The organism is Desulfopila inferna, assembly GCF_016919005.1.
GTDB lineage: Bacteria > Desulfobacterota > Desulfobulbia > Desulfobulbales > Desulfocapsaceae > Desulfopila_A > Desulfopila_A inferna.
The window spans coordinates 119,549-136,324 of the sequence record NZ_JAFFQE010000009.1 but is presented as its reverse complement, the minus strand read 5'-3'; the positions used below and the strand labels follow the sequence as shown (position 1 = coordinate 136,324).

16 protein-coding genes are annotated in these 16,776 nt (G+C 50.1%); 7 read left to right on the top strand and 9 right to left on the bottom strand.

Going from position 1 to position 16,776, the window contains the following annotated elements; translation table 11 throughout:
• The first annotated feature begins 43 nt into the window (after nucleotides 1-43).
• The 6 genes from JWG88_RS19235 to JWG88_RS19210 all read left to right on the top strand — a co-directional run bounded on the left by JWG88_RS19235 (nucleotide 44) and on the right by JWG88_RS19210 (nucleotide 7,693).
• Nucleotides 44-1,678, top strand: a complete 1,635-nt coding sequence (locus JWG88_RS19235; protein WP_205235419.1) for a SpoVR family protein — start codon at nucleotides 44-46, stop codon at nucleotides 1,676-1,678.
• A gap of 48 nt (nucleotides 1,679-1,726) precedes the next feature.
• Nucleotides 1,727-4,024, top strand: coding sequence for a serine protein kinase PrkA (locus tag JWG88_RS19230; RefSeq protein ID WP_205235418.1), 2,298 nt, complete (start codon nucleotides 1,727-1,729; stop codon nucleotides 4,022-4,024).
• Between the two features lie 38 nt (nucleotides 4,025-4,062).
• On the top strand, nucleotides 4,063-4,563 hold the full coding sequence (tpx, locus tag JWG88_RS19225; RefSeq protein WP_205235417.1) for a thiol peroxidase: 501 nt from the start codon (nucleotides 4,063-4,065) through the stop codon (nucleotides 4,561-4,563).
• A 324-nt stretch (nucleotides 4,564-4,887) separates the two neighbouring features.
• Entirely contained in the window at nucleotides 4,888-5,658 is a 771-nt protein-coding gene (locus JWG88_RS19220) for a purine nucleoside phosphorylase YfiH/LACC1 family protein (RefSeq protein ID WP_205235416.1), read from the top strand.
• 12 nt (nucleotides 5,659-5,670) lie between these two features.
• Nucleotides 5,671-6,345 (top strand): response regulator, encoded by a 675-nt coding sequence (locus JWG88_RS19215; RefSeq protein WP_205235415.1) that lies wholly within the window; start codon nucleotides 5,671-5,673, stop codon nucleotides 6,343-6,345.
• Nucleotides 6,326-7,693 (top strand): sensor histidine kinase, encoded by a 1,368-nt coding sequence (locus tag JWG88_RS19210; RefSeq protein WP_205235414.1) that lies wholly within the window; start codon nucleotides 6,326-6,328, stop codon nucleotides 7,691-7,693. The genes JWG88_RS19215 and JWG88_RS19210 overlap by 20 nt, the downstream gene beginning before the upstream one ends.
• A gap of 5 nt (nucleotides 7,694-7,698) precedes the next feature.
• Here JWG88_RS19210 and JWG88_RS19205 read toward each other — a convergent pair whose 3' ends face one another.
• Entirely contained in the window at nucleotides 7,699-8,454 is a 756-nt protein-coding gene (locus JWG88_RS19205; protein WP_205235413.1) for an endonuclease/exonuclease/phosphatase family protein, read from the bottom strand.
• Nucleotides 8,455-8,706: 252 nt separating this feature from the next.
• Between JWG88_RS19205 and hemC the strand changes: the two genes are divergently transcribed.
• Complete coding sequence (hemC, locus tag JWG88_RS19200; RefSeq protein ID WP_205235412.1) at nucleotides 8,707-9,642, top strand: hydroxymethylbilane synthase; 936 nt, start codon at nucleotides 8,707-8,709, stop codon at nucleotides 9,640-9,642.
• Between the two features lie 83 nt (nucleotides 9,643-9,725).
• Here hemC and hypB read toward each other — a convergent pair whose 3' ends face one another.
• The 8 genes from hypB to cybH form a co-directional block, all read right to left on the bottom strand.
• A complete protein-coding gene (hypB, locus tag JWG88_RS19195; RefSeq protein WP_205235411.1) occupies nucleotides 9,726-10,442 on the bottom strand; it encodes a hydrogenase nickel incorporation protein HypB in 717 nt (238 codons plus the stop codon).
• A gap of 33 nt (nucleotides 10,443-10,475) precedes the next feature.
• Nucleotides 10,476-10,823 carry a hydrogenase maturation nickel metallochaperone HypA/HybF gene (locus JWG88_RS19190; protein WP_205235410.1) on the bottom strand — a complete coding sequence of 116 codons (348 nt, stop codon included), beginning with the start codon at nucleotides 10,821-10,823 and terminating at the stop codon, nucleotides 10,476-10,478.
• Between the two features lie 4 nt (nucleotides 10,824-10,827).
• Nucleotides 10,828-11,334 carry a HyaD/HybD family hydrogenase maturation endopeptidase gene (locus JWG88_RS19185; RefSeq protein ID WP_205235409.1) on the bottom strand — a complete coding sequence of 169 codons (507 nt, stop codon included), beginning with the start codon at nucleotides 11,332-11,334 and terminating at the stop codon, nucleotides 10,828-10,830.
• 28 nt (nucleotides 11,335-11,362) lie between these two features.
• Nucleotides 11,363-12,376, bottom strand: coding sequence for a hydrogenase expression/formation protein HypE (hypE, locus tag JWG88_RS19180; RefSeq protein ID WP_205235408.1), 1,014 nt, complete (start codon nucleotides 12,374-12,376; stop codon nucleotides 11,363-11,365).
• Nucleotides 12,377-12,444: 68 nt separating this feature from the next.
• The gene (hypD, locus tag JWG88_RS19175) at nucleotides 12,445-13,527 is read right to left on the bottom strand and encodes a hydrogenase formation protein HypD (RefSeq protein ID WP_205235407.1); all 1,083 of its coding nucleotides are present in this window, start codon (nucleotides 13,525-13,527) and stop codon (nucleotides 12,445-12,447) included.
• A 12-nt stretch (nucleotides 13,528-13,539) separates the two neighbouring features.
• Complete coding sequence (locus JWG88_RS19170; RefSeq protein WP_205235406.1) at nucleotides 13,540-13,803, bottom strand: HypC/HybG/HupF family hydrogenase formation chaperone; 264 nt, start codon at nucleotides 13,801-13,803, stop codon at nucleotides 13,540-13,542.
• Nucleotides 13,754-16,144: a carbamoyltransferase HypF gene (hypF, locus tag JWG88_RS19165; RefSeq protein ID WP_205235405.1), complete on the bottom strand. Its 2,391-nt coding sequence runs from the start codon at nucleotides 16,142-16,144 to the stop codon at nucleotides 13,754-13,756. The genes JWG88_RS19170 and hypF overlap by 50 nt, the downstream gene beginning before the upstream one ends.
• Nucleotides 16,116-16,754 carry a Ni/Fe-hydrogenase, b-type cytochrome subunit gene (gene cybH, locus JWG88_RS19160; RefSeq protein ID WP_205235404.1) on the bottom strand — a complete coding sequence of 213 codons (639 nt, stop codon included), beginning with the start codon at nucleotides 16,752-16,754 and terminating at the stop codon, nucleotides 16,116-16,118. The genes hypF and cybH overlap by 29 nt, the downstream gene beginning before the upstream one ends.
• Nucleotides 16,755-16,776 lie beyond the last annotated feature (22 nt).

Sequence of the window (16,776 nt, the reverse complement as noted above, 5' to 3'; positions counted from 1 at the left end):
TCGCTACAGGAAACAAAATGAAAAGTAATACAGGACGATCAAGATGGAACTGATCAGCCAGCATGCCAAGAAAATAATGGAAGGATGCAAGGAGAGGGCTCGGGGAAAGGGACTGAGTTTTCAGGATGAGAGCCTCGAATACATCGTCACCAACCGTGATCTTCTTGAACTTTCACCAAAAAATATGATTCCCACCCTCTATGACTACTGGGTGCAGGATGTTGAAGTACTCAAGGGGAAGGGCCGTTATGAGCTCTATCCCGGCAATCCCTACGAGACCGTGATCAACACCAGGCCCGCCATCTCTTTTTATAATGATAATAATCCCGACTGGCTCAACGTGATGATTTTTTATCATGTTATCGGACATATTGATTTCTTTCAGAATAATCTGTATTTCCGCCATACCTGGGATTATGATTTCGTCTCCCGCGCTCTCTCCGATAAACGGATGATAGCCAAGCTGCGTTCCGAGAAAGGGCGTTGGGTTGATTACATCATCGAGTTCGCCAGGGCCCTTGATAATCTCGTCGGATTTCATAAGGAACTGGCCAGGTTTTCCGGACCGAAGAAGGGGACCAAGCTGAAGAGGCTCGACTTCTATTTCGATATATTCCTGCAGCGCCAAAAAAAGGTTTCCGTTACCTCCTACGTCAAGGAGATTGAACGGTACAACTCCCTGGTAAAGGAAAATCCCCAAGAGGCGGAAAACCAGTTCATCGAATCGGTGCAGACTAAATTTGCCGAATTCGAATCGCTCTACTCCCAGTACCGTAAAGATAAAAAAACAGGAGGTCACCAGGACATTTTCCGGTTTCTCATGGAAAATTCAGAGTTTCTCAACAAAGACAAGAACCGCTGGATGCTGATGATCCTGGAGGCGGTACGTGGCACCTCTCTCTATTTTCAGCCGCAGATCAGGACCAAGATTCTCAATGAAGGCTGGGCCAGTTACTGGCATGAGGAGCTCTTTCTCAGCGATGACCGGATAAGCGGACACGAGGTCGACTTCGCTATTGTCAATGCCAAGGTAACCTCGATGCCCAGGGTGGGGCTTAACCCCTATGCCCTGGGAATGCGCCTCTTTTCCTATCTGGAGGATCTCGGTAATAAAGGAAGGATATCGTGGAATTTCAGTCATCTCAGGGATAGGGCGGAACGTGCTGAATTTGACGAAAAAACCATGAGCGGCCGTGACTATATTTTCCAGGTGCGGGAAAACTGTTCAGACTCCATGTTCATCAACTCCTTTGTAGATCAGGATTTTGTCGACCGGCATCGGCTTTTTGTCAGCGGCAAAAGACTTAACAAGGAGCGCATGACCTGGCAGTATTATGTCAAGAGCAGGGATGCCCAACAATATAAAAAGATGGTGCTTGATTCTCTCTATCACCCTCCCTCCATCGAAATCAGCGTTACAGAAGACAACAGTCTCCATCTCAACCATGTTTTCGAGGAAAAACCACTGGTGAAGGAATATATCAAGGGAACATTGCTTGGTCTCGAGTATCTCTGGGGAAATCAGGTTTATCTCGATACCTCGGAGGCGACACTGCGCAATACCACTGGTCCCGCAGGGCGTCCGCAGAGGACGGAAAAACCGCCGCAGGAAGTCTCCTGGAGACGGGTGCGCTATAGGATGAAGGACCGGATGCTGAGCAGAAAAGACCTGGGCTGATTTTCTGCAGAAATAGAACCTTGTCAGTATCATTTCAGGAATGTAACTATGCCGAATGTATCACAAGCGCTTAAAAATATACAACAGAGTGAAAGCGAATGGAAACAGCACCCGACACTTTCCTTCAGCGAATTCCTCGAAGAGTTGAGTCTTCATCCGGAAAGGGTCATCCGCAATATCTATCAATACTATGCCGACATGTTCCATACCTATGTCACCGCGGATCAGGACGAATACCATGATGATCCCGAGTCGATAAACTATGTCAATTATGACAGCAGCCGGCTCTTTGTCGAGAATTCAGACCGTCCTTTTTTTGCCGACAGGCTTTTTGCCAACCGTTTGGCCAGGCATGTGGAATCCCTCTCGGTGGGCGCCCAGCAGAATAAGATTTACATTTTCGAAGGTCCTCATGGCAGCGGCAAATCGACTTTTCTCAATAATCTTCTGCGAAAATTTGAAGAATATTCGCGGACCAGTGAAGGTAAGCGTTATGAGACGGTATGGCGGCTCAAGCGCGATCATCTTTTTGGCGGCATGCACTCTTTCAATAATCTGACCGACAGATTGGCCTGGTATCTTGAAAATGAGGGCAAGGAGGATCTTGCAGAGGAAATGCGCAAAGCCTGTAAGAACGGGGATGAACTGCTCGGCGATCATATCGAGATTGCCTGCCCCAGCCATGATAATCCGATCCTCCATATACCGAAAAACGCCCGTCGCCGGTTCTTTGACGATCTGCTTGAAAATGAAGAGTTTAAATGGAAGCTCTTCACCGAAAAAAAGTATGAATGGGTTTTTCTCGATACTCCCTGCACCGTCTGTATGTCGCTCTATCAATCCCTGATGCGTTTACATAATGATCCACGCAAGGTGCTGGATATGGTGTATGCCCGGCCATATATAAAAAACAGACGGGTGGGAGAGGGCATTTCGGTTTACAACCCGGGTGACAAGCCGTTGAGCGAAGCCGTACTTCGCAACGAGATGGTGCAGCGCAGTCTGGATATCCTTCTCAGTGATTCTGACCGGGTTGATTATATTTATTCGAGCTATGCCAAAACCAACGATGGAATCTATGCCTTGATGGATATTAAATCCCATAATACCGAGCGGCTCATGGAACTGCACAACATAATCAGCGACGGGGTGCACAAGGTCGAGAATACAGAAGAATACGTTAACTCACTCCTGTTGGCGCTGATGAATCCCGAGGATAAGATGATGCTCAAGGATCTGCAGGCCTTCTCGGACAGGATCGAATATATTAATGTTCCCTACATTCTTGATCTGAAAACGGAAGTGGAGATATACCGTAATACTTTCGGCAAACATATAGATGAGAGTTTTCTGCCCAGAGTTCTACATAATTTCGCCAGGGTTATTATTGCCACCCGTCTCCACACAAAGTCCGAAGCAATGCTTGACTGGATTGGTGATCCGGGGAAATACGACACCTATTGCGATCAGAATCTGCAACTCCTTAAAATGGAAATCTATACCGGCCATATTCCCAAATGGCTGTCGGAGGAGGATTTAAAGAGCTTTACCGCCAAGAGACGGCAGAAGATAATTGCCGAATCCGAAAGAGACGGTTGGAAAGGTTTGTCCGGCCGGGATTCCCTGAAGATGTTTAATGAATTTTATGCGGACTATTTTTCAGAAGACAAGCTTATTGATATGTCCATGCTCGTGAAGTTTTTTAAGAAATACTGCAAGCAGGACAAGAACATCCTGCCTCCGGGTTTTCTCGACTCAGTGCAGAAGATGTATAACTACGGAATATTGCAGGAAGTTAAGGAGTCTTTGTATTATTATAACGAGGCGCAGATCTCCCGCAGTATACAGAATTATATGTTTGCCGTGAATTTCGAACCCGGCACTATCGAAACCTGCAGGTTTACCGGTGATAAAATTGAAGTCACTGATGAGTTTTTTCAGCGCATCGAATCAAAACTGCTTAGTCAAAGAAGTAATGCCAAAGCGTTTAGGGCCGATGTTCAGAAAAAATATACCTCGGTGACTCTCCCCCAGGAAATTCTCAGGGATAATCTTGATATTACCAAGACCAGTCTTTTCAAGCAACTGCACAGCAAATATATTCATAATCTAAAGGAAAAGGTCCTTGAGCCTTTTTTGAAAAATGAAAATTTCCGTATGGCCGTCAAGGATTTCGGCAGCGAGTCATTTAAGACTTACGATAAAAAAATCCGCTATGATGTTACCTATATGATTGAGAATCTGCAAAAAAAATTCCAATATTCCCACCAGGGGGCAAAAGAAATCTGCATATATGTCATTGACAACAATCTGGCGAGTTTCTTCTCGAGACAAAGAGACTTGTAATTCACCATCAATGAAAAACACAAACCAAGGAAGATACGATGACCACTATTACACTGAAAGGCAACGCCATAGAAACAATCGGGGAACTTCCGACAATCGGTGGAAAAGTTCCCGATTTCACCCTGGCTGCAACTGATTTATCGGACCGCAGCCTTGCAGATTTTACCGGCAAAAGGATAATTTTCAATATCTTTCCAAGTCTGGATACTCCGGTATGTGCCGCCTCTGTAAGAAAATTCAACAGTGAGGCTTCTGCTCTGGATAATACCGCTGTTCTGTGCATATCTGCAGATCTGCCCTTTGCCCATAATCGGTTTTGCGAGGCGGAAGGGCTTGATAAGGTAACAGCCCTCTCCACCTTTCGTTCGCCTCGGTTCGGTGAGGATTATGGTGTAAAAATCACCACAGGCCCCCTGGCAGGTCTTCTTTCCAGGGCAGTTGTGGTGACCGATGCCGAGGGAGTTGTCAAATATACCGAACAGGTTCCCGAAATAGCACAGGATCCTGATTTCGATGCCGCACTGGCAGTGTTAAAATAAGCGCTTTTTGAGCAAAGCCGCAGCGCGCATTCTTCTCTGCCCCGCACTCCGTGAAGAGCAATTTCCGGGATCGGTTAAAAAAGTGATTGCCGCACTGGTACAACTCACATAATATATGGAGGTGCCTTGATCTGCAAAAGACCAAGGCATCGGGGACAGGAAAAACATGCTTGCTTCAAGCGTCCGGAAATTCTCTGGTTCCGCCATCCCTGGATTTGAATAAGGGTTTTTGTTGTTTAAGATTGGTTTTCATCTTTCGGGAGCCTCAACAGGACGTCCACCTGAAGGATTTGGGAATCATTCAGTCGGAGTGTGATGGCGTATATGCTGAATGATAATACCGGGGGAAACGTGCTGCCGTTGTTGAGAAAATCTTTTGCAGGCATTGTTCATGGAACGGTATCACGCCATGGCGGAGTGAGCAAGGGACTCTTTGCCGGAAATAACATCGGTTTCGACATCGGTGATGATGCCGACAAGGTCGAACGCAACAGAGAACGGCTCAGAACCGGATTCGGAATCCGGCACTTAATCTCCTCCCGCCAGGTTCATGGCGATAAAATCTATCATGTTCGGTCACTGCTGTCTGAAGGTAGGCTTGACGGATATGACGCACTTACGACAGATCTCGCTGATGTCGGCTTGATGATCTCACATGCAGATTGCCAGGCTGTGTTGATCTACGATACGGTGCGCGGTGTGGTTGCTGCTGTTCATAACGGCTGGCGCGGCAGTGTGGCAAATATTCTTGGAAAAACAGTGGCAGCCATGAACAGCGAATATGGTTCACTGCCGCAGGATCTCGAGATTGGGGTTAGTCCGTCTCTGGGGCCATGCTGCAGTGAATTTGTGAATTACCGCGAAGAGCTGCCTCATGATTTCTGGAAGTACCTGGTGAAGGAAAACCATTTTGATTTCTGGCAGATTACCCGTCGGCAGCTTATGCGCTGCGGCATTCGCAGCGAATCCATCGCCATCGCCGGTATCTGCACTTCATGTTCCGTCGATTATTTTTCCTATCGAAGGGCTGTCCGTCTGGATTACGGAATTACCGGAAGAAACGGCACCGTTATCGCCATGGTGGAAGAAGAATGAAAGGGAGTGTCAATGCGGGTGTTGTTAATCGAAGATGATGAGAAAATCGCCTCGTTTATCGAGAAGGGACTGAAAGAATCGGGTTTTCTTGTTGATTCAGCCGGCGAAGGCAATACTGGACTTTCGCTGGCGCTGACCAATCCTTATGATGCCGCTGTGGTGGACATCATGCTGCCCGGTCTGGATGGCCTGAGCATAATAGAGGAGATGCGGCGGCGGCAAGTAGAGACTCCGGTGTTGATACTCAGTGCCAGGCAATCTGTTGACGACAGGGTTCAGGGACTGCAGAGAGGAGGCGACGACTACATGATCAAGCCCTTTTCCTTCAGTGAGCTGCTGGCCCGTCTTCAGGCGCTGATCAGGCGCGACAGATCCAACAGCAACTCCACTCTGCTGGAGGTGGGACAACTGCGTATGGATCTTCTCAGACATGAGATATACCGGGGCGATAAAAAAATCGAACTGCCGGCAAAGGAATATGCTCTTTTGCAGTATATGATGCGAAATCCGGATGTGGTTCTTTCTAAAACATCCATACTGGAGAAGGTGTATGACTATGCCTTTGATCCACAAACCAACGTTGTCGATGTTCTGGTGTGTCGCCTGCGCAACAAGGTGGACAAGGACTTTCCACGCAAGATGATCCATACTGTCAGGGGAATGGGGTATGTCCTCAGACCACAATAGGTCCGGCCGTCATTTTGCCGCCGGCTATCTTTCTCTTTTCTGTTTTCTTTCCCTGGTCTTTCTGCTTTCTCTTGCGGTCGTGCTGCTTCTGGTCAGAAAAGAACTACAGGAATATTGCCGTGATGATGTAAGCGGCCGGCTGGAAAAATATCTGCAGCAGCGCTCAATTGATCCTTTGATTCTTACCGCGAGGGGTGAAGGGGGCACAGTCCTTCACGGTCTGAATTTCGTCAGATTGATCAGTGAAAACCAGCAGTTTTTTTATTCCGACAGCCCGGATTTAAAGGTGGATTTTGAAGGCCTCGTCAACCTTGATCCCCTGCGCTCGGCACAGTGGATATCCTTACGAGATACCTCCCGAAAGGGGCAGTGGACGGTGCAGTCCATCAGTCTCGGCAACGGTTTTATGGTCCAGGCCGGAAGAAAACACCCAGACATCGTTGATCTTTATTCCGATTTGCTGAGAACAGTTTTCATCATGGCCGTCTTGTCTCTGGTGATGGCAGGTGTTCTGACCGCCATCAGCCGCAGGAAAAGTCTCGTGCCTCTGCGCAGGGCGGAGGACTACTTGAGAAAAATCACCGAGAAGAATGAAGAACCGCGGCAAGACTATGACGATGATGCAGCTGCCGGGCTGTATCAGCTGTTTGATGGCCTGACTAGCAGAAACAGGCGGCTGATCCAGGAAATGCAGGAATCGCTCGATAATGTGGCCCATGACTTGAGGACTCCCATGACCAGACTGCGTTCCGTCGCCGAGTACGGCCTGCAGCAGAATTCTCCGGAAAAGCTTGCCGAAGCCCTCTCCGACTGCCTGGAAGAGTCGGAACGGGTGCTGTCGATGCTCGGCATCATGATGAGTGTTGCCGAAGCTGAATCCGGAACAATGCGACTCAGCAGGGAACCAGTGCAGCTCTACTCGACAATTTCCGATGTATTCAGCCTTTACGAATATGTGGCGGATGAAAAGAATATCGAACTGCAGATGAATATTGATCCGCAGATTATCATACAAGTCGATAGGATGCGAATAACTCAGGTTTGGGCCAATATAGTCGACAATGCCATAAAATACGGCAGAAAAGGGGGATACGTCAGAATCTCGATGCGAACTGGAGAGGGTGGCGTAACCGTCATTTTCGAAGATAACGGCATGGGCATTTCAGAGAACGAACAGGAACGCATCTGGGAGAGGCTGTTTCGCGGAGATAGGAGTCGGAGCCGACCCGGGCTGGGGCTGGGCCTGAATTATGTACGGGCGGTGGTTGAGGCGCATGGAGGCCGGGTTGCCGTAACCAGCACATTGGAGGTGGGTACCTCCTTTGAAATACTGCTTCCTCTTTCTTGAGGAGCTCAGGCTATACTGCAGAAGGACTCCGTGAAGTCAAGATCGCAGATCAGGGGGGAGTGATCGGAGAGCTGAACGTCGGGAATGGCAAATTTACTGACTTCAAGCTCGCTGCTGTGCAGGATGAAGTCGATCTGTCGGTGGGGCGCATGGCTGGGATGCGAGGGAAGTCCATCCGGATTGGCGCTGCACAGACCTGTGGCCGCAAGAAAAAGCTCCAGCTCATTGCTGCCCCAGAATGTGTTGAAATCACCACCTATGACTACCGGTTTGTTGGTGGATTTAACCAATTGATGGAGTCGCTGCAGCTGGTTCTGGCGGTGACGGAATTTGAGGGAGAGATGGACGATAAAAAAGACGACTGAATCGAACTCCGCCTCTATCACCAGACGCTTGATGCCCTCGTCGAAATAGTGATACCGGTGTTTTACAACATCCTGACGGGTTAGAAGGGCATTGGATTGTTTGTTGAGGACCGGCACCCTTCTGGTAAGTGATTTGTCGCCGTACTTGGTCTCGACCAGATGCGAATAACCCAGAGCCTGGGCTATCGCTTCAGCCTGACAGCTTCTACCGCTGCGGTATGATCCTGAATCGACCTCTATCAGTCCTATGACATCGGGGGCGTAAGAACCGATGAAATCAATAATTTCATCAAGCTTGCGGCGTGTTGATCGGAAAAAACCGGAATAGGGGAACGGCAGGTGATAACCGTTGTTGTGACCGGTGGCATATCGAATATTATAAACTAGAAAGCGCATATATAGTTGCTGCAGGTTATTACTTTTGGGTGATATCTATACTCCCCGGACGAACTACAAGTTGCGAGGAGGATATATTTAAAGAGTTTGATTTCCGGGCTGGTAATATCTTGGAATTCCATAAACGGCAGGAATATGGTATGGAACATCTGTTTTACTGTTTTTTCAATCCGGGTTGAACAAGACTCTTAAAATACTGCTCAGCTTTGAACCGGATCATACTATACTCATTTATTGGAGAAGGTGCAATCAATGACCACGATAAGGATAGGTACACGAAAGAGTAAACTGGCCATGTGGCAGACCGAAACCGTTGCCGAAGCTTTGCATAAGGAAGGAATAGACACTGAAATCAGCGGAATGGAAACGAAAGGTGATAAGATTCTCGACACCTCGATTGCCAAAATCGGCAGCAAGGGAGTATTTACCGAAGAGCTTGAAGAGCAGTTGGCCACCGGAATTACCGATATTGCCGTGCACAGTGCCAAGGATATGCAGTCCAATCTGCCCCGAGGGTTTGAGCTGATTGCCTTCACCACCAGGGAACAGGTAAACGACGTATTGGTCAGCGATCTGCAGGATATCGATATTACCCAGAGCAGCCGTCCCTTGACCATAGGGACGTCTTCGGTAAGAAGAGTGGCTTTGCTGAAGCATTTTTATCCGCACCTACGGACCGTCGATATGCGGGGAAACCTGCAGACCAGAATTGCCAAGATGCGTGCCGGTGATTGCGATGCTCTCCTGCTGGCCTATGCCGGAGTCAAAAGAATGGGATATGAGGATATGATCGTCCATGTCTTTCCCGAATCCATCTTTATCCCGCCAGTGGGCCAGGGCTGTATCGCCGTTGAGGCTGCTTCCTCTCTCTCCTCTGAAAAAAGAGAGCAGGTGCGAAGGTGTGTCAACGATGAAGAAAGCGAGGCCTGTCTTCTGGCCGAGCGTGCCTTCCTGCATAAAATGGAAGGTGGCTGCTCCATACCCTCCTTTGGTTTGGCAACTCTTAAGGGTAGTCAGTTAACCTTGCAGGGAGGTCTTGTCAGTCTTGACGGGCAGGAAATAATCAAGCATAGACTGCGGGGGCCCCGTGACAAGGCATTTGATATAGGTGAAAAAGTGGGAGAATACATTCTGGAAAACGGTGGCCGGGAGCTGCTTGCCCGGATACGGAGAATGCAGGAGGGATAAGTATGCGCAGTGCCTGAAGGATCTGCAGGGATCACAGGGCCCATGCACAAGCAAGGCACAGGCACCTGTGAGAGAAGCGAAGACTATTTACTGAATTCGGCGACCAGATTGCGAAGGTAGTCGAGCCATGCCTCAAATCCTTCTCCGGAGGTTGCCGAAAAGGCCAGAATTTTTAGTTTGGGGTTAAGCAGCAGGGCATCTCCGCTGGCATCTTCCACTTTAAAATCAAAATAGGGCAGCAGGTCCGTTTTGGTGATCAGAAAAGTGTCGGAACTGGTAAATGCCTTCGGATATTTTGAAGGTTTGTCTGGACCCTCCGGCACCGAAACCAGCACGATACGGTGATGCTCGCCAAGATCAAAGCTGGTGGGACAGACAAGATTGCCGACATTCTCGATGAAGAGAAGATCCAGCGAATCCCCCCCCGACTCCTGCTGCAGCTGATGAAACCCCTTATGGGTCATAGCGGCGTCGAGGTGACACGCTCCGCCCGTGGTCAGCTGGACGACGGGTACGTTTTTTGCCCGAATCCTTTCTGCATCCCGTTCGGTTTCGATGTCCCCTTCGATGACGCCGATCTTCAATTCTCCGGTCAGTGCTTCGATGGTATGCTCAAGCAGGGTGGTCTTTCCGGAACCGGGGCTGCTGATAAGGTTGATGGCAAGCGCACCGGCCTTTTCAAAATGCTCTCTGTTGCTTTTTGCCAGTGCCTCATTGGCGGCAAACAGGCTTTCATGAACATCAACGGTTTTGGTATGAGAGTGGTCCGTTGGGGAGGGACATCCGCATGTATCACACATAATCATATCCTTCTGTTTGTTGTATGAGGAAAATCATTCCATTTCCACCTTCTGCAGTATCAGCTCGTCGCCGCCCTCGGCTAGGAGAAAGCGTTCTCCGCATTCCGGGCAGCAGTCTGGTCGTGTGCCGCTGGTTTGATGGCTATAATTACATTGACAGCACCTGTAGGTTACCGGTGTTGTGCTTATTATCAGTGTGGCTCCGCTCACCAGATCGTCCTCCTTGGAAAGGATGTCGAAGCCGAACCTGAAAGAGTCCTCGACCACGCCGGAAAGCGGGCCGATATCCATGGTGACCGAAACGACCTTGGTCGTTCTGTTTTCCCGGGCCAGCTCGGCCAGCTGTTGGAGAAGACCTTGAACTAAAGAAATTTCATGCATCGCATCAACCATCCTCGTGTCGTTTCTCTACCTTAACCCCCATCTTTTCGAGGCGTGCCAGCAGCTTTGCAGCGATCTCCGCAACCCTGGGGGCGACGACGTCGGAGAGTTCCATGCTGGTCTCCAGATCCCTGGGTACCACGCAGTAGAATTCGACACATTCCGGGGCGGCGTCGCGGAGCTTGCAGATCTCGAGGATTTCCAAAAGACCCAGCTGGTGAGGAGACATCTTTGTCTGGATGTTGCCCATCTTGACATCTTCCGTGCTGTAAAAATGTATGGATCCCGGTTCGGCATCGATATCGACGACATCGATGACTAAAACAGGATCGCATTCTTCAAGAAAGGGTGAAAGATAGATTCCTGCAGTTCCGGCATCCTGAACGATAACGTTGTCGGGAAAGATATAATGTTCCTCAAGATAGCGAATTGTGTGAACACCAAATCCTTCATCTCCGCAGATCAGGTTGCCGATACCTACTATCCCTATTTTTTTTGGGGTTGTATTCATATATGTACACAATAAAAGATTACGGGGGTTAACATATCCTCGGGAGAGGCTCGCCATGCAGCGGTGCAACCACTCGTGAACCGCCGATGGGGGTATTGATGACCACCCTTCCCGACTTGCCTTCGCTCATTTTTCCTATCACTACGGCATCTTTGCCTTCCCTGCAGCTGCGCATCACTGCAAGAGCCTGCTCCGTTTTCTCCGCACTGACCACGACCAGGCATTTTCCCTCATTGGCGAGGTAGAGCGGTTCCAGACCGAGGATTTCGCAAGCTGCGCGCACCTCAGGGGTAACCGGAAGATCTTCCTCCTTCAACTCAATACTCAGCCCGCTGTTGGCGGCTATCTCGTTGAGCGAGGTGGCGACGCCTCCACGGGTCGGGTCACGCATGGTGTGGATACCCAGAGGAATTTCGCCAAGCAGCCTCTGCACCATGGTATGGAGGGCCATGGTGTCACTTTCGAGTTTGCCTTCCATGGAAATACCGGCACGCCGGGTCATGATGGTGATCCCGTGGTCTCCCATGGTACCGGAGAGAATAATATTATCGCCGGCTCGGGCATTGAGTGAAGAGATATTGACTCCTTCGGCTACTATGCCGATGCCGGAGGTGTTGATGAAAATTTTATCCCCCTTGCCCTTGGGGACAACCTTGGTATCGCCGGTGACCACGGGAACATTGCTCTCCTTGCAGGCGGCGGCGATGGAGGCGATGATTTTTTCAAGATCACCCATATCCATGCCCTCTTCCAGGATCAGGGCCAGGCTGAGACACAGAGGCTTGGCCCCCCGCATTGCCAGGTCGTTGATGGTGCCGTGCACGGCGAGCTTGCCGATGTCTCCGCCCGGGAAGAAGATGGGGTCGACCACGTAGCTGTCGGTGGAAAATGCCAATTTTCCCGGTTGATTTTCCAAAATCGCGCTGTCCTCAAGACCGTGGAGAATGGGGCTGTCAAGATATTTAAGGAAGAGGTTTCCGATCAGATCCTGGCTGGCCATACCGCCGCTGCCATGGTCCAGCAATATTGTTTTTTGAGACATGTCTTTAGTTCCGCTCGTTGATTACTGTTAGAGTGCCGATTTCGCTGAATTCCTGTGATCAACCATCATTACCTGCCATATTTATGATACGCCGCGCAGGTTCCCTCACTGGAAACCATGCAGGGCCCAATGGGAGTCGAAGGTGTGCACCGGCTGTTGAAAAGAGGGCACTCCGGCGGCACATTTATGCCCTTGAGAATCTCGCCACAACGGCAGCCTTTGGGCTCTTCCGCCTTGGGCAGCGTGATATCAAGCCGTTTTTCCGCATCGAAGGCGCGGTATTTTTCGCGGATGCCGAGGCCGCTGCCCGGGATGACGCCAAGTCCGCGCCATTCCATATCAATCGGTTCAAAGACCTCAGCCACCATATTCAGGGCCCGGGGATTGCCCTCCCAGCTTACCGCTCTGGAATAGGTGTTTTCTACGGAAACCTTACCGCTGCCGATCTGCCGGGCCAGCAGGATCAAGCTGTTGAGCAGGTCGTTGGTTTCAAAACCGGCGACCACGCAGGCAAGATTGTATTTATCGACCAGCGGCTGGTAGGCTTTGGCACCGATGATGCTGGAAACGTGGCCGGGGCAAAGCAGGCCGTCTATTTTCAGGTTCGGGTCATCCAGCAGGGCGATGAGTGGAGGCGGCATGACCTTGTGTGTCGAAAAAACCGAGAAGTTCGAAATATTTCGTACTGCAGCCGCCCGTATGGTTGCGGCGATGCCCGGTGTTGTGGTTTCGAAACCGACACCCAGGAAAACCACGAAATCGTCGGGATGGTTAACCGCCAGATCAAGAGCATCCATGGGAGAATATACAATATCAACCTTGGCACCGCGGCTGCTGGCTTCGGCAAGCGATCCCTCTGTGCCGGGAACACGGAAAAGATCGCCGAATATAGCTACTCTCACTCCAGGAAGATCCGCCATGGCGATAAAGGCGTCCATATGGGGGGCGGAAGTGACACAAACCGGACATCCCGGTCCGGAAATAAGCTCGAATCCCTCCGGCAGAACAGAGCGGATGCCGTTACGGAAAATGGCCATGGTGTGTGAACCACAGACCTCCATAACCCGCAAAGGTCTGGTGCAGGATCTCTTAAGCTCTTTGAGCAGAGGTTTAGCCAGAGCGCTGTTGCGGAATTCATCAACATACTTCATCGAGTTATCCTCTCAGCGTAGAAGTTCATCCGGCATTGACTCCGCCATTTTCCGAATAAGTTCGATATTGGCCTTGGCCTCCTTTTCTTCGAGGGTATGGATGGCGAAGCCGGCATGAATGATCACATAATCACCGATCTCAGGCCACCTGTCGACCACGTCCAGCCGAATCTCCTTGCCGATGCCGTCGGCATCGACCATTGCAATCTGAGCAGTGGTGAAATCTTCAGGATTGCCGGCCACCTTGGTCACCCTCATGGGAATTGCGAGACACATGTTGTAAACCTCCAATGAGTATCTGTCCGAAAGAAATGCCGCCGTCGTTCACCGGTACTTTTTCACCGCTGAAGACCTGCAGTTCTTCTCTTTCCAGAGTATGAAATAAGCCCTCCATCAGCAGACGGTTCTGCATACAGCCGCCGGAAAGAACGATCTTATCGGTATTATGCTGGATGGAAAGCGTTTTGACGAGCTTTGATATGGCACATATCAGCTCAAAATGGAAATCAAGAGCGATCTGCGATGCTGTAAAACCTTGTCTACGTTTGACAAGTATCACCTTAACAAATTCCGAGGAAATAATCTCCCATTTACCCGCGTCAAATGTCGAAAATGTTGAAGGAAGGGCCATAGTCATATTCAACTGTTCCTTCCATCCGGGTAGCAGGGCTTTCATGGCCGCGGCCTCAAGCTCCATGGCGGCATGTCCCTCATAATCGCTTTTCAAGCGGAGATCAAGGAGGGCGGCGACAGCATCAAACAACCTGCCGCAGCTCGATGTCAGCGGTGCATTAAACCCGTTTTCCACCATCTCGAGGATAATTTGGCGCTGAGAGGGGTTGACGGTGCGCAACAGCGGGGGTAGATTTTTCTCCGAAAGCCATTCCCTGCCAAAGGTGTGATACAGCGCCGAGAGCGCCATTCTCCAGGGTTCTTCAGCCGCCTTGTCGCCACCAGGAAGCGAAAGGGGTTGCAGATGGCCGAGCCGTTGAAAACCGGTTAAATCATTAAGCAGAATCTCACCGCCCCAGACAGTGCCGTCTGTGCCATATCCTGTACCGTCGAGGATGACTGAAAGCACTTCCTCGGAGATATGATGTTCAGCCATGACTGCAACGGCGTGGGCGTGATGATGCTGAGCTGTATAAACCGGGAGACCCTGTTCTTCGGCAAAATGTGAACTCATATAATCGGGATGAAGATCACGTACCACCAGTTCAGGCTCGATTTCAAATACCCTTTTGTAATGGTTGATCGATTCAATATAAAAGTCGAAGGATTCGAGGTTGAAGAGATCGCCGATATGCTGACTGACAAATGCGAGATTATTACGGCCCAGAGAAAATGTAGATTTCAAGCCACCACCGCATCCCAGAACCTGCGGGAGACTATGAGCGAGTAACAGCGGCGAGGGACTATACCCGCGGGCTCTGCGAAAAAGACGCATCTTGTGGTTCAGTTTTTTGGTGACCGAGTCATCAACACGAGTGAGTATCTCCCTGTTGTGGAGAAGAAAAAAATCGGCAATCTCGTTGAGTTCGGACAGGGCGCTCTGGTTGGAAATGCAGATGGGCCGGCCACTTACATTGCCGCTGGTCATGACCAGGGCGGCAGGGCAGTCTTCCTCCTGAAAGAGCAGGTGATGCAGCGGGGTGTAGGGCAGCATGATGCCGAGATCGCATACTCCGGGACTGAGATTGGGGGCCAGAGTGGCATCGTTTTCTCTTTTTTCCAGGAGAACGATCGAATGCTGTGGACTATCGAGTTCTTCTTTCTCGTGGGCGCCGATAATACATAATTTTTCAACCGCCGTCATGTCCTTGACCATTATGGCCAGAGGCTTGGTCGGTCTGTTCTTGCGCCGGCGCAACGTGGCTACGCCTTCTTCGCTGCAGCCGTCGACGACGAGATGAAAGCCGCCGAGTCCGCGCATAGCGATAATCTTTCCCTGCTGCAGAGCGGCAGTGGCCTCCCAGACGGGATTATCGCGGGAAAGAAGATTACCGGCAGCATCATGCCAGCTGATCTGCGGGCCGCAGCGCGGGCAGGCATTGGGCTGGGCGTGAAATCGTCTGTCGGCAGGATCATTATATTCTGTGGTGCAGTCAGGGCACATGGGAAAAACCTTCATTGAGGTTTTCGGCCTGTCGTAGGGAATGGTTTCCACGATGGTGAACCGCGGACCACAGTTGGTACAGTTGATAAAAGGATAGCCGTATCTCTTGTCATCCGGAGAGATAAGCTCATCCAGACAGTCGCTGCAAACGGCAATATCAGGCGGTATGGCGGTAGAGGATGAGCTGCCGGCCTCACTGGCAAGTATATGGAAGTCTGAAGAAGAAAGTAGCGCCGGGTCAAACGGCACAACGTCGAGAGCTAGGATTTGGGCAAGGGGTGGCGCTTCAGTATGAATTCTGGAGATAAAAATTTCCAAAGTACTACTATCGGCTACGGCCCGAATAAAAACTCCGGCACTGGTATTGCTGACAGTACCGGAGATTTTAAGTTGTGTCGCCAAGTTGTAAATAAAGGGGCGGAACCCTACACCCTGGACGATGCCCTGGATGCGAAGCTCGACCCCGTTATTTTCAGACTTTTTTGTGCTTGAATTTATCACCTGTGAATATAGATGAAACTAATCCCTCCGGTTCAGTCAGATCATTCCATAAAACCAGATAGATATGGATTAAGGCAAAGATCATGAACCACCACATCAGCAGGTGGTGGATGAATCTGGCATTCTGCTGGCTGGAAAAAATGGCGGTACCCCAGCCCTGCCAGGCGGCGGTTTCAGGAAAAAGCAGATAGAACCCGCTGATCATCATGAATACAGCTGCGATTATGGTAACCAGATAGGTAAGTCCGGCAATGACATTATGGCCTAAGCGGTCATCGTGTTCGCTGCTGATATAGCTGTAATGCAACAGAGTCCGGCCGAAGTTCCTGATATTTCTGCCTGTTATCGGTAAAGCATCGGTGATTCTTTCTTGAGCGTTGCCAAAAATATAGAGAAAGATTCGAGTAAGTACCGCTGCAGTAAACACATATCCGGAGACAAAGTGGATATAGCGCATCCAGGTCACTGACCAGGTATCATACTGCAGAGTATTGGTCCACGGCGTATTAATGAATAAGCCTGTTGTCACCAGAGCGACGATAGACAGCGCAAAGGCCCAGTGGTAGAGCCGCAGCAAGACGCTCCAGCATTTTTTCTTTTCGTACGTCATATTTACCTCCTTGCGGTTTGAT

Bases quoted from the DNA above. Each gene is read 5' to 3' on its own strand.
- tpx (WP_205235417.1), top strand. From the start codon at position 4,063: ATGACCACTATTACACTGAAAGGCAACGCCATAGAAACAATCGGGGAA.
- JWG88_RS19205 (WP_205235413.1), bottom strand. From the start codon at position 8,454: ATGCGCTTTCTAGTTTATAATATTCGATATGCCACCGGTCACAACAAC.
- JWG88_RS19170 (WP_205235406.1), bottom strand. From the start codon at position 13,803: ATGTGTCTCGCAATTCCCATGAGGGTGACCAAGGTGGCCGGCAATCCT.
- JWG88_RS19190 (WP_205235410.1), bottom strand. From the start codon at position 10,823: ATGCATGAAATTTCTTTAGTTCAAGGTCTTCTCCAACAGCTGGCCGAG.
- JWG88_RS19220 (WP_205235416.1), top strand. From the start codon at position 4,888: ATGCTGAATGATAATACCGGGGGAAACGTGCTGCCGTTGTTGAGAAAA.
- hypE (WP_205235408.1), bottom strand. From the start codon at position 12,376: ATGTCTCAAAAAACAATATTGCTGGACCATGGCAGCGGCGGTATGGCC.
- JWG88_RS19235 (WP_205235419.1), top strand. From the start codon at position 44: ATGGAACTGATCAGCCAGCATGCCAAGAAAATAATGGAAGGATGCAAG.
- hemC (WP_205235412.1), top strand. From the start codon at position 8,707: ATGACCACGATAAGGATAGGTACACGAAAGAGTAAACTGGCCATGTGG.
- hypD (WP_205235407.1), bottom strand. From the start codon at position 13,527: ATGAAGTATGTTGATGAATTCCGCAACAGCGCTCTGGCTAAACCTCTG.
- JWG88_RS19185 (WP_205235409.1), bottom strand. From the start codon at position 11,334: ATGAATACAACCCCAAAAAAAATAGGGATAGTAGGTATCGGCAACCTG.
- JWG88_RS19210 (WP_205235414.1), top strand. From the start codon at position 6,326: ATGTCCTCAGACCACAATAGGTCCGGCCGTCATTTTGCCGCCGGCTAT.
- JWG88_RS19230 (WP_205235418.1), top strand. From the start codon at position 1,727: ATGCCGAATGTATCACAAGCGCTTAAAAATATACAACAGAGTGAAAGC.
- hypB (WP_205235411.1), bottom strand. From the start codon at position 10,442: ATGTGTGATACATGCGGATGTCCCTCCCCAACGGACCACTCTCATACC.
- cybH (WP_205235404.1), bottom strand. From the start codon at position 16,754: ATGACGTACGAAAAGAAAAAATGCTGGAGCGTCTTGCTGCGGCTCTAC.
- JWG88_RS19215 (WP_205235415.1), top strand. From the start codon at position 5,671: ATGCGGGTGTTGTTAATCGAAGATGATGAGAAAATCGCCTCGTTTATC.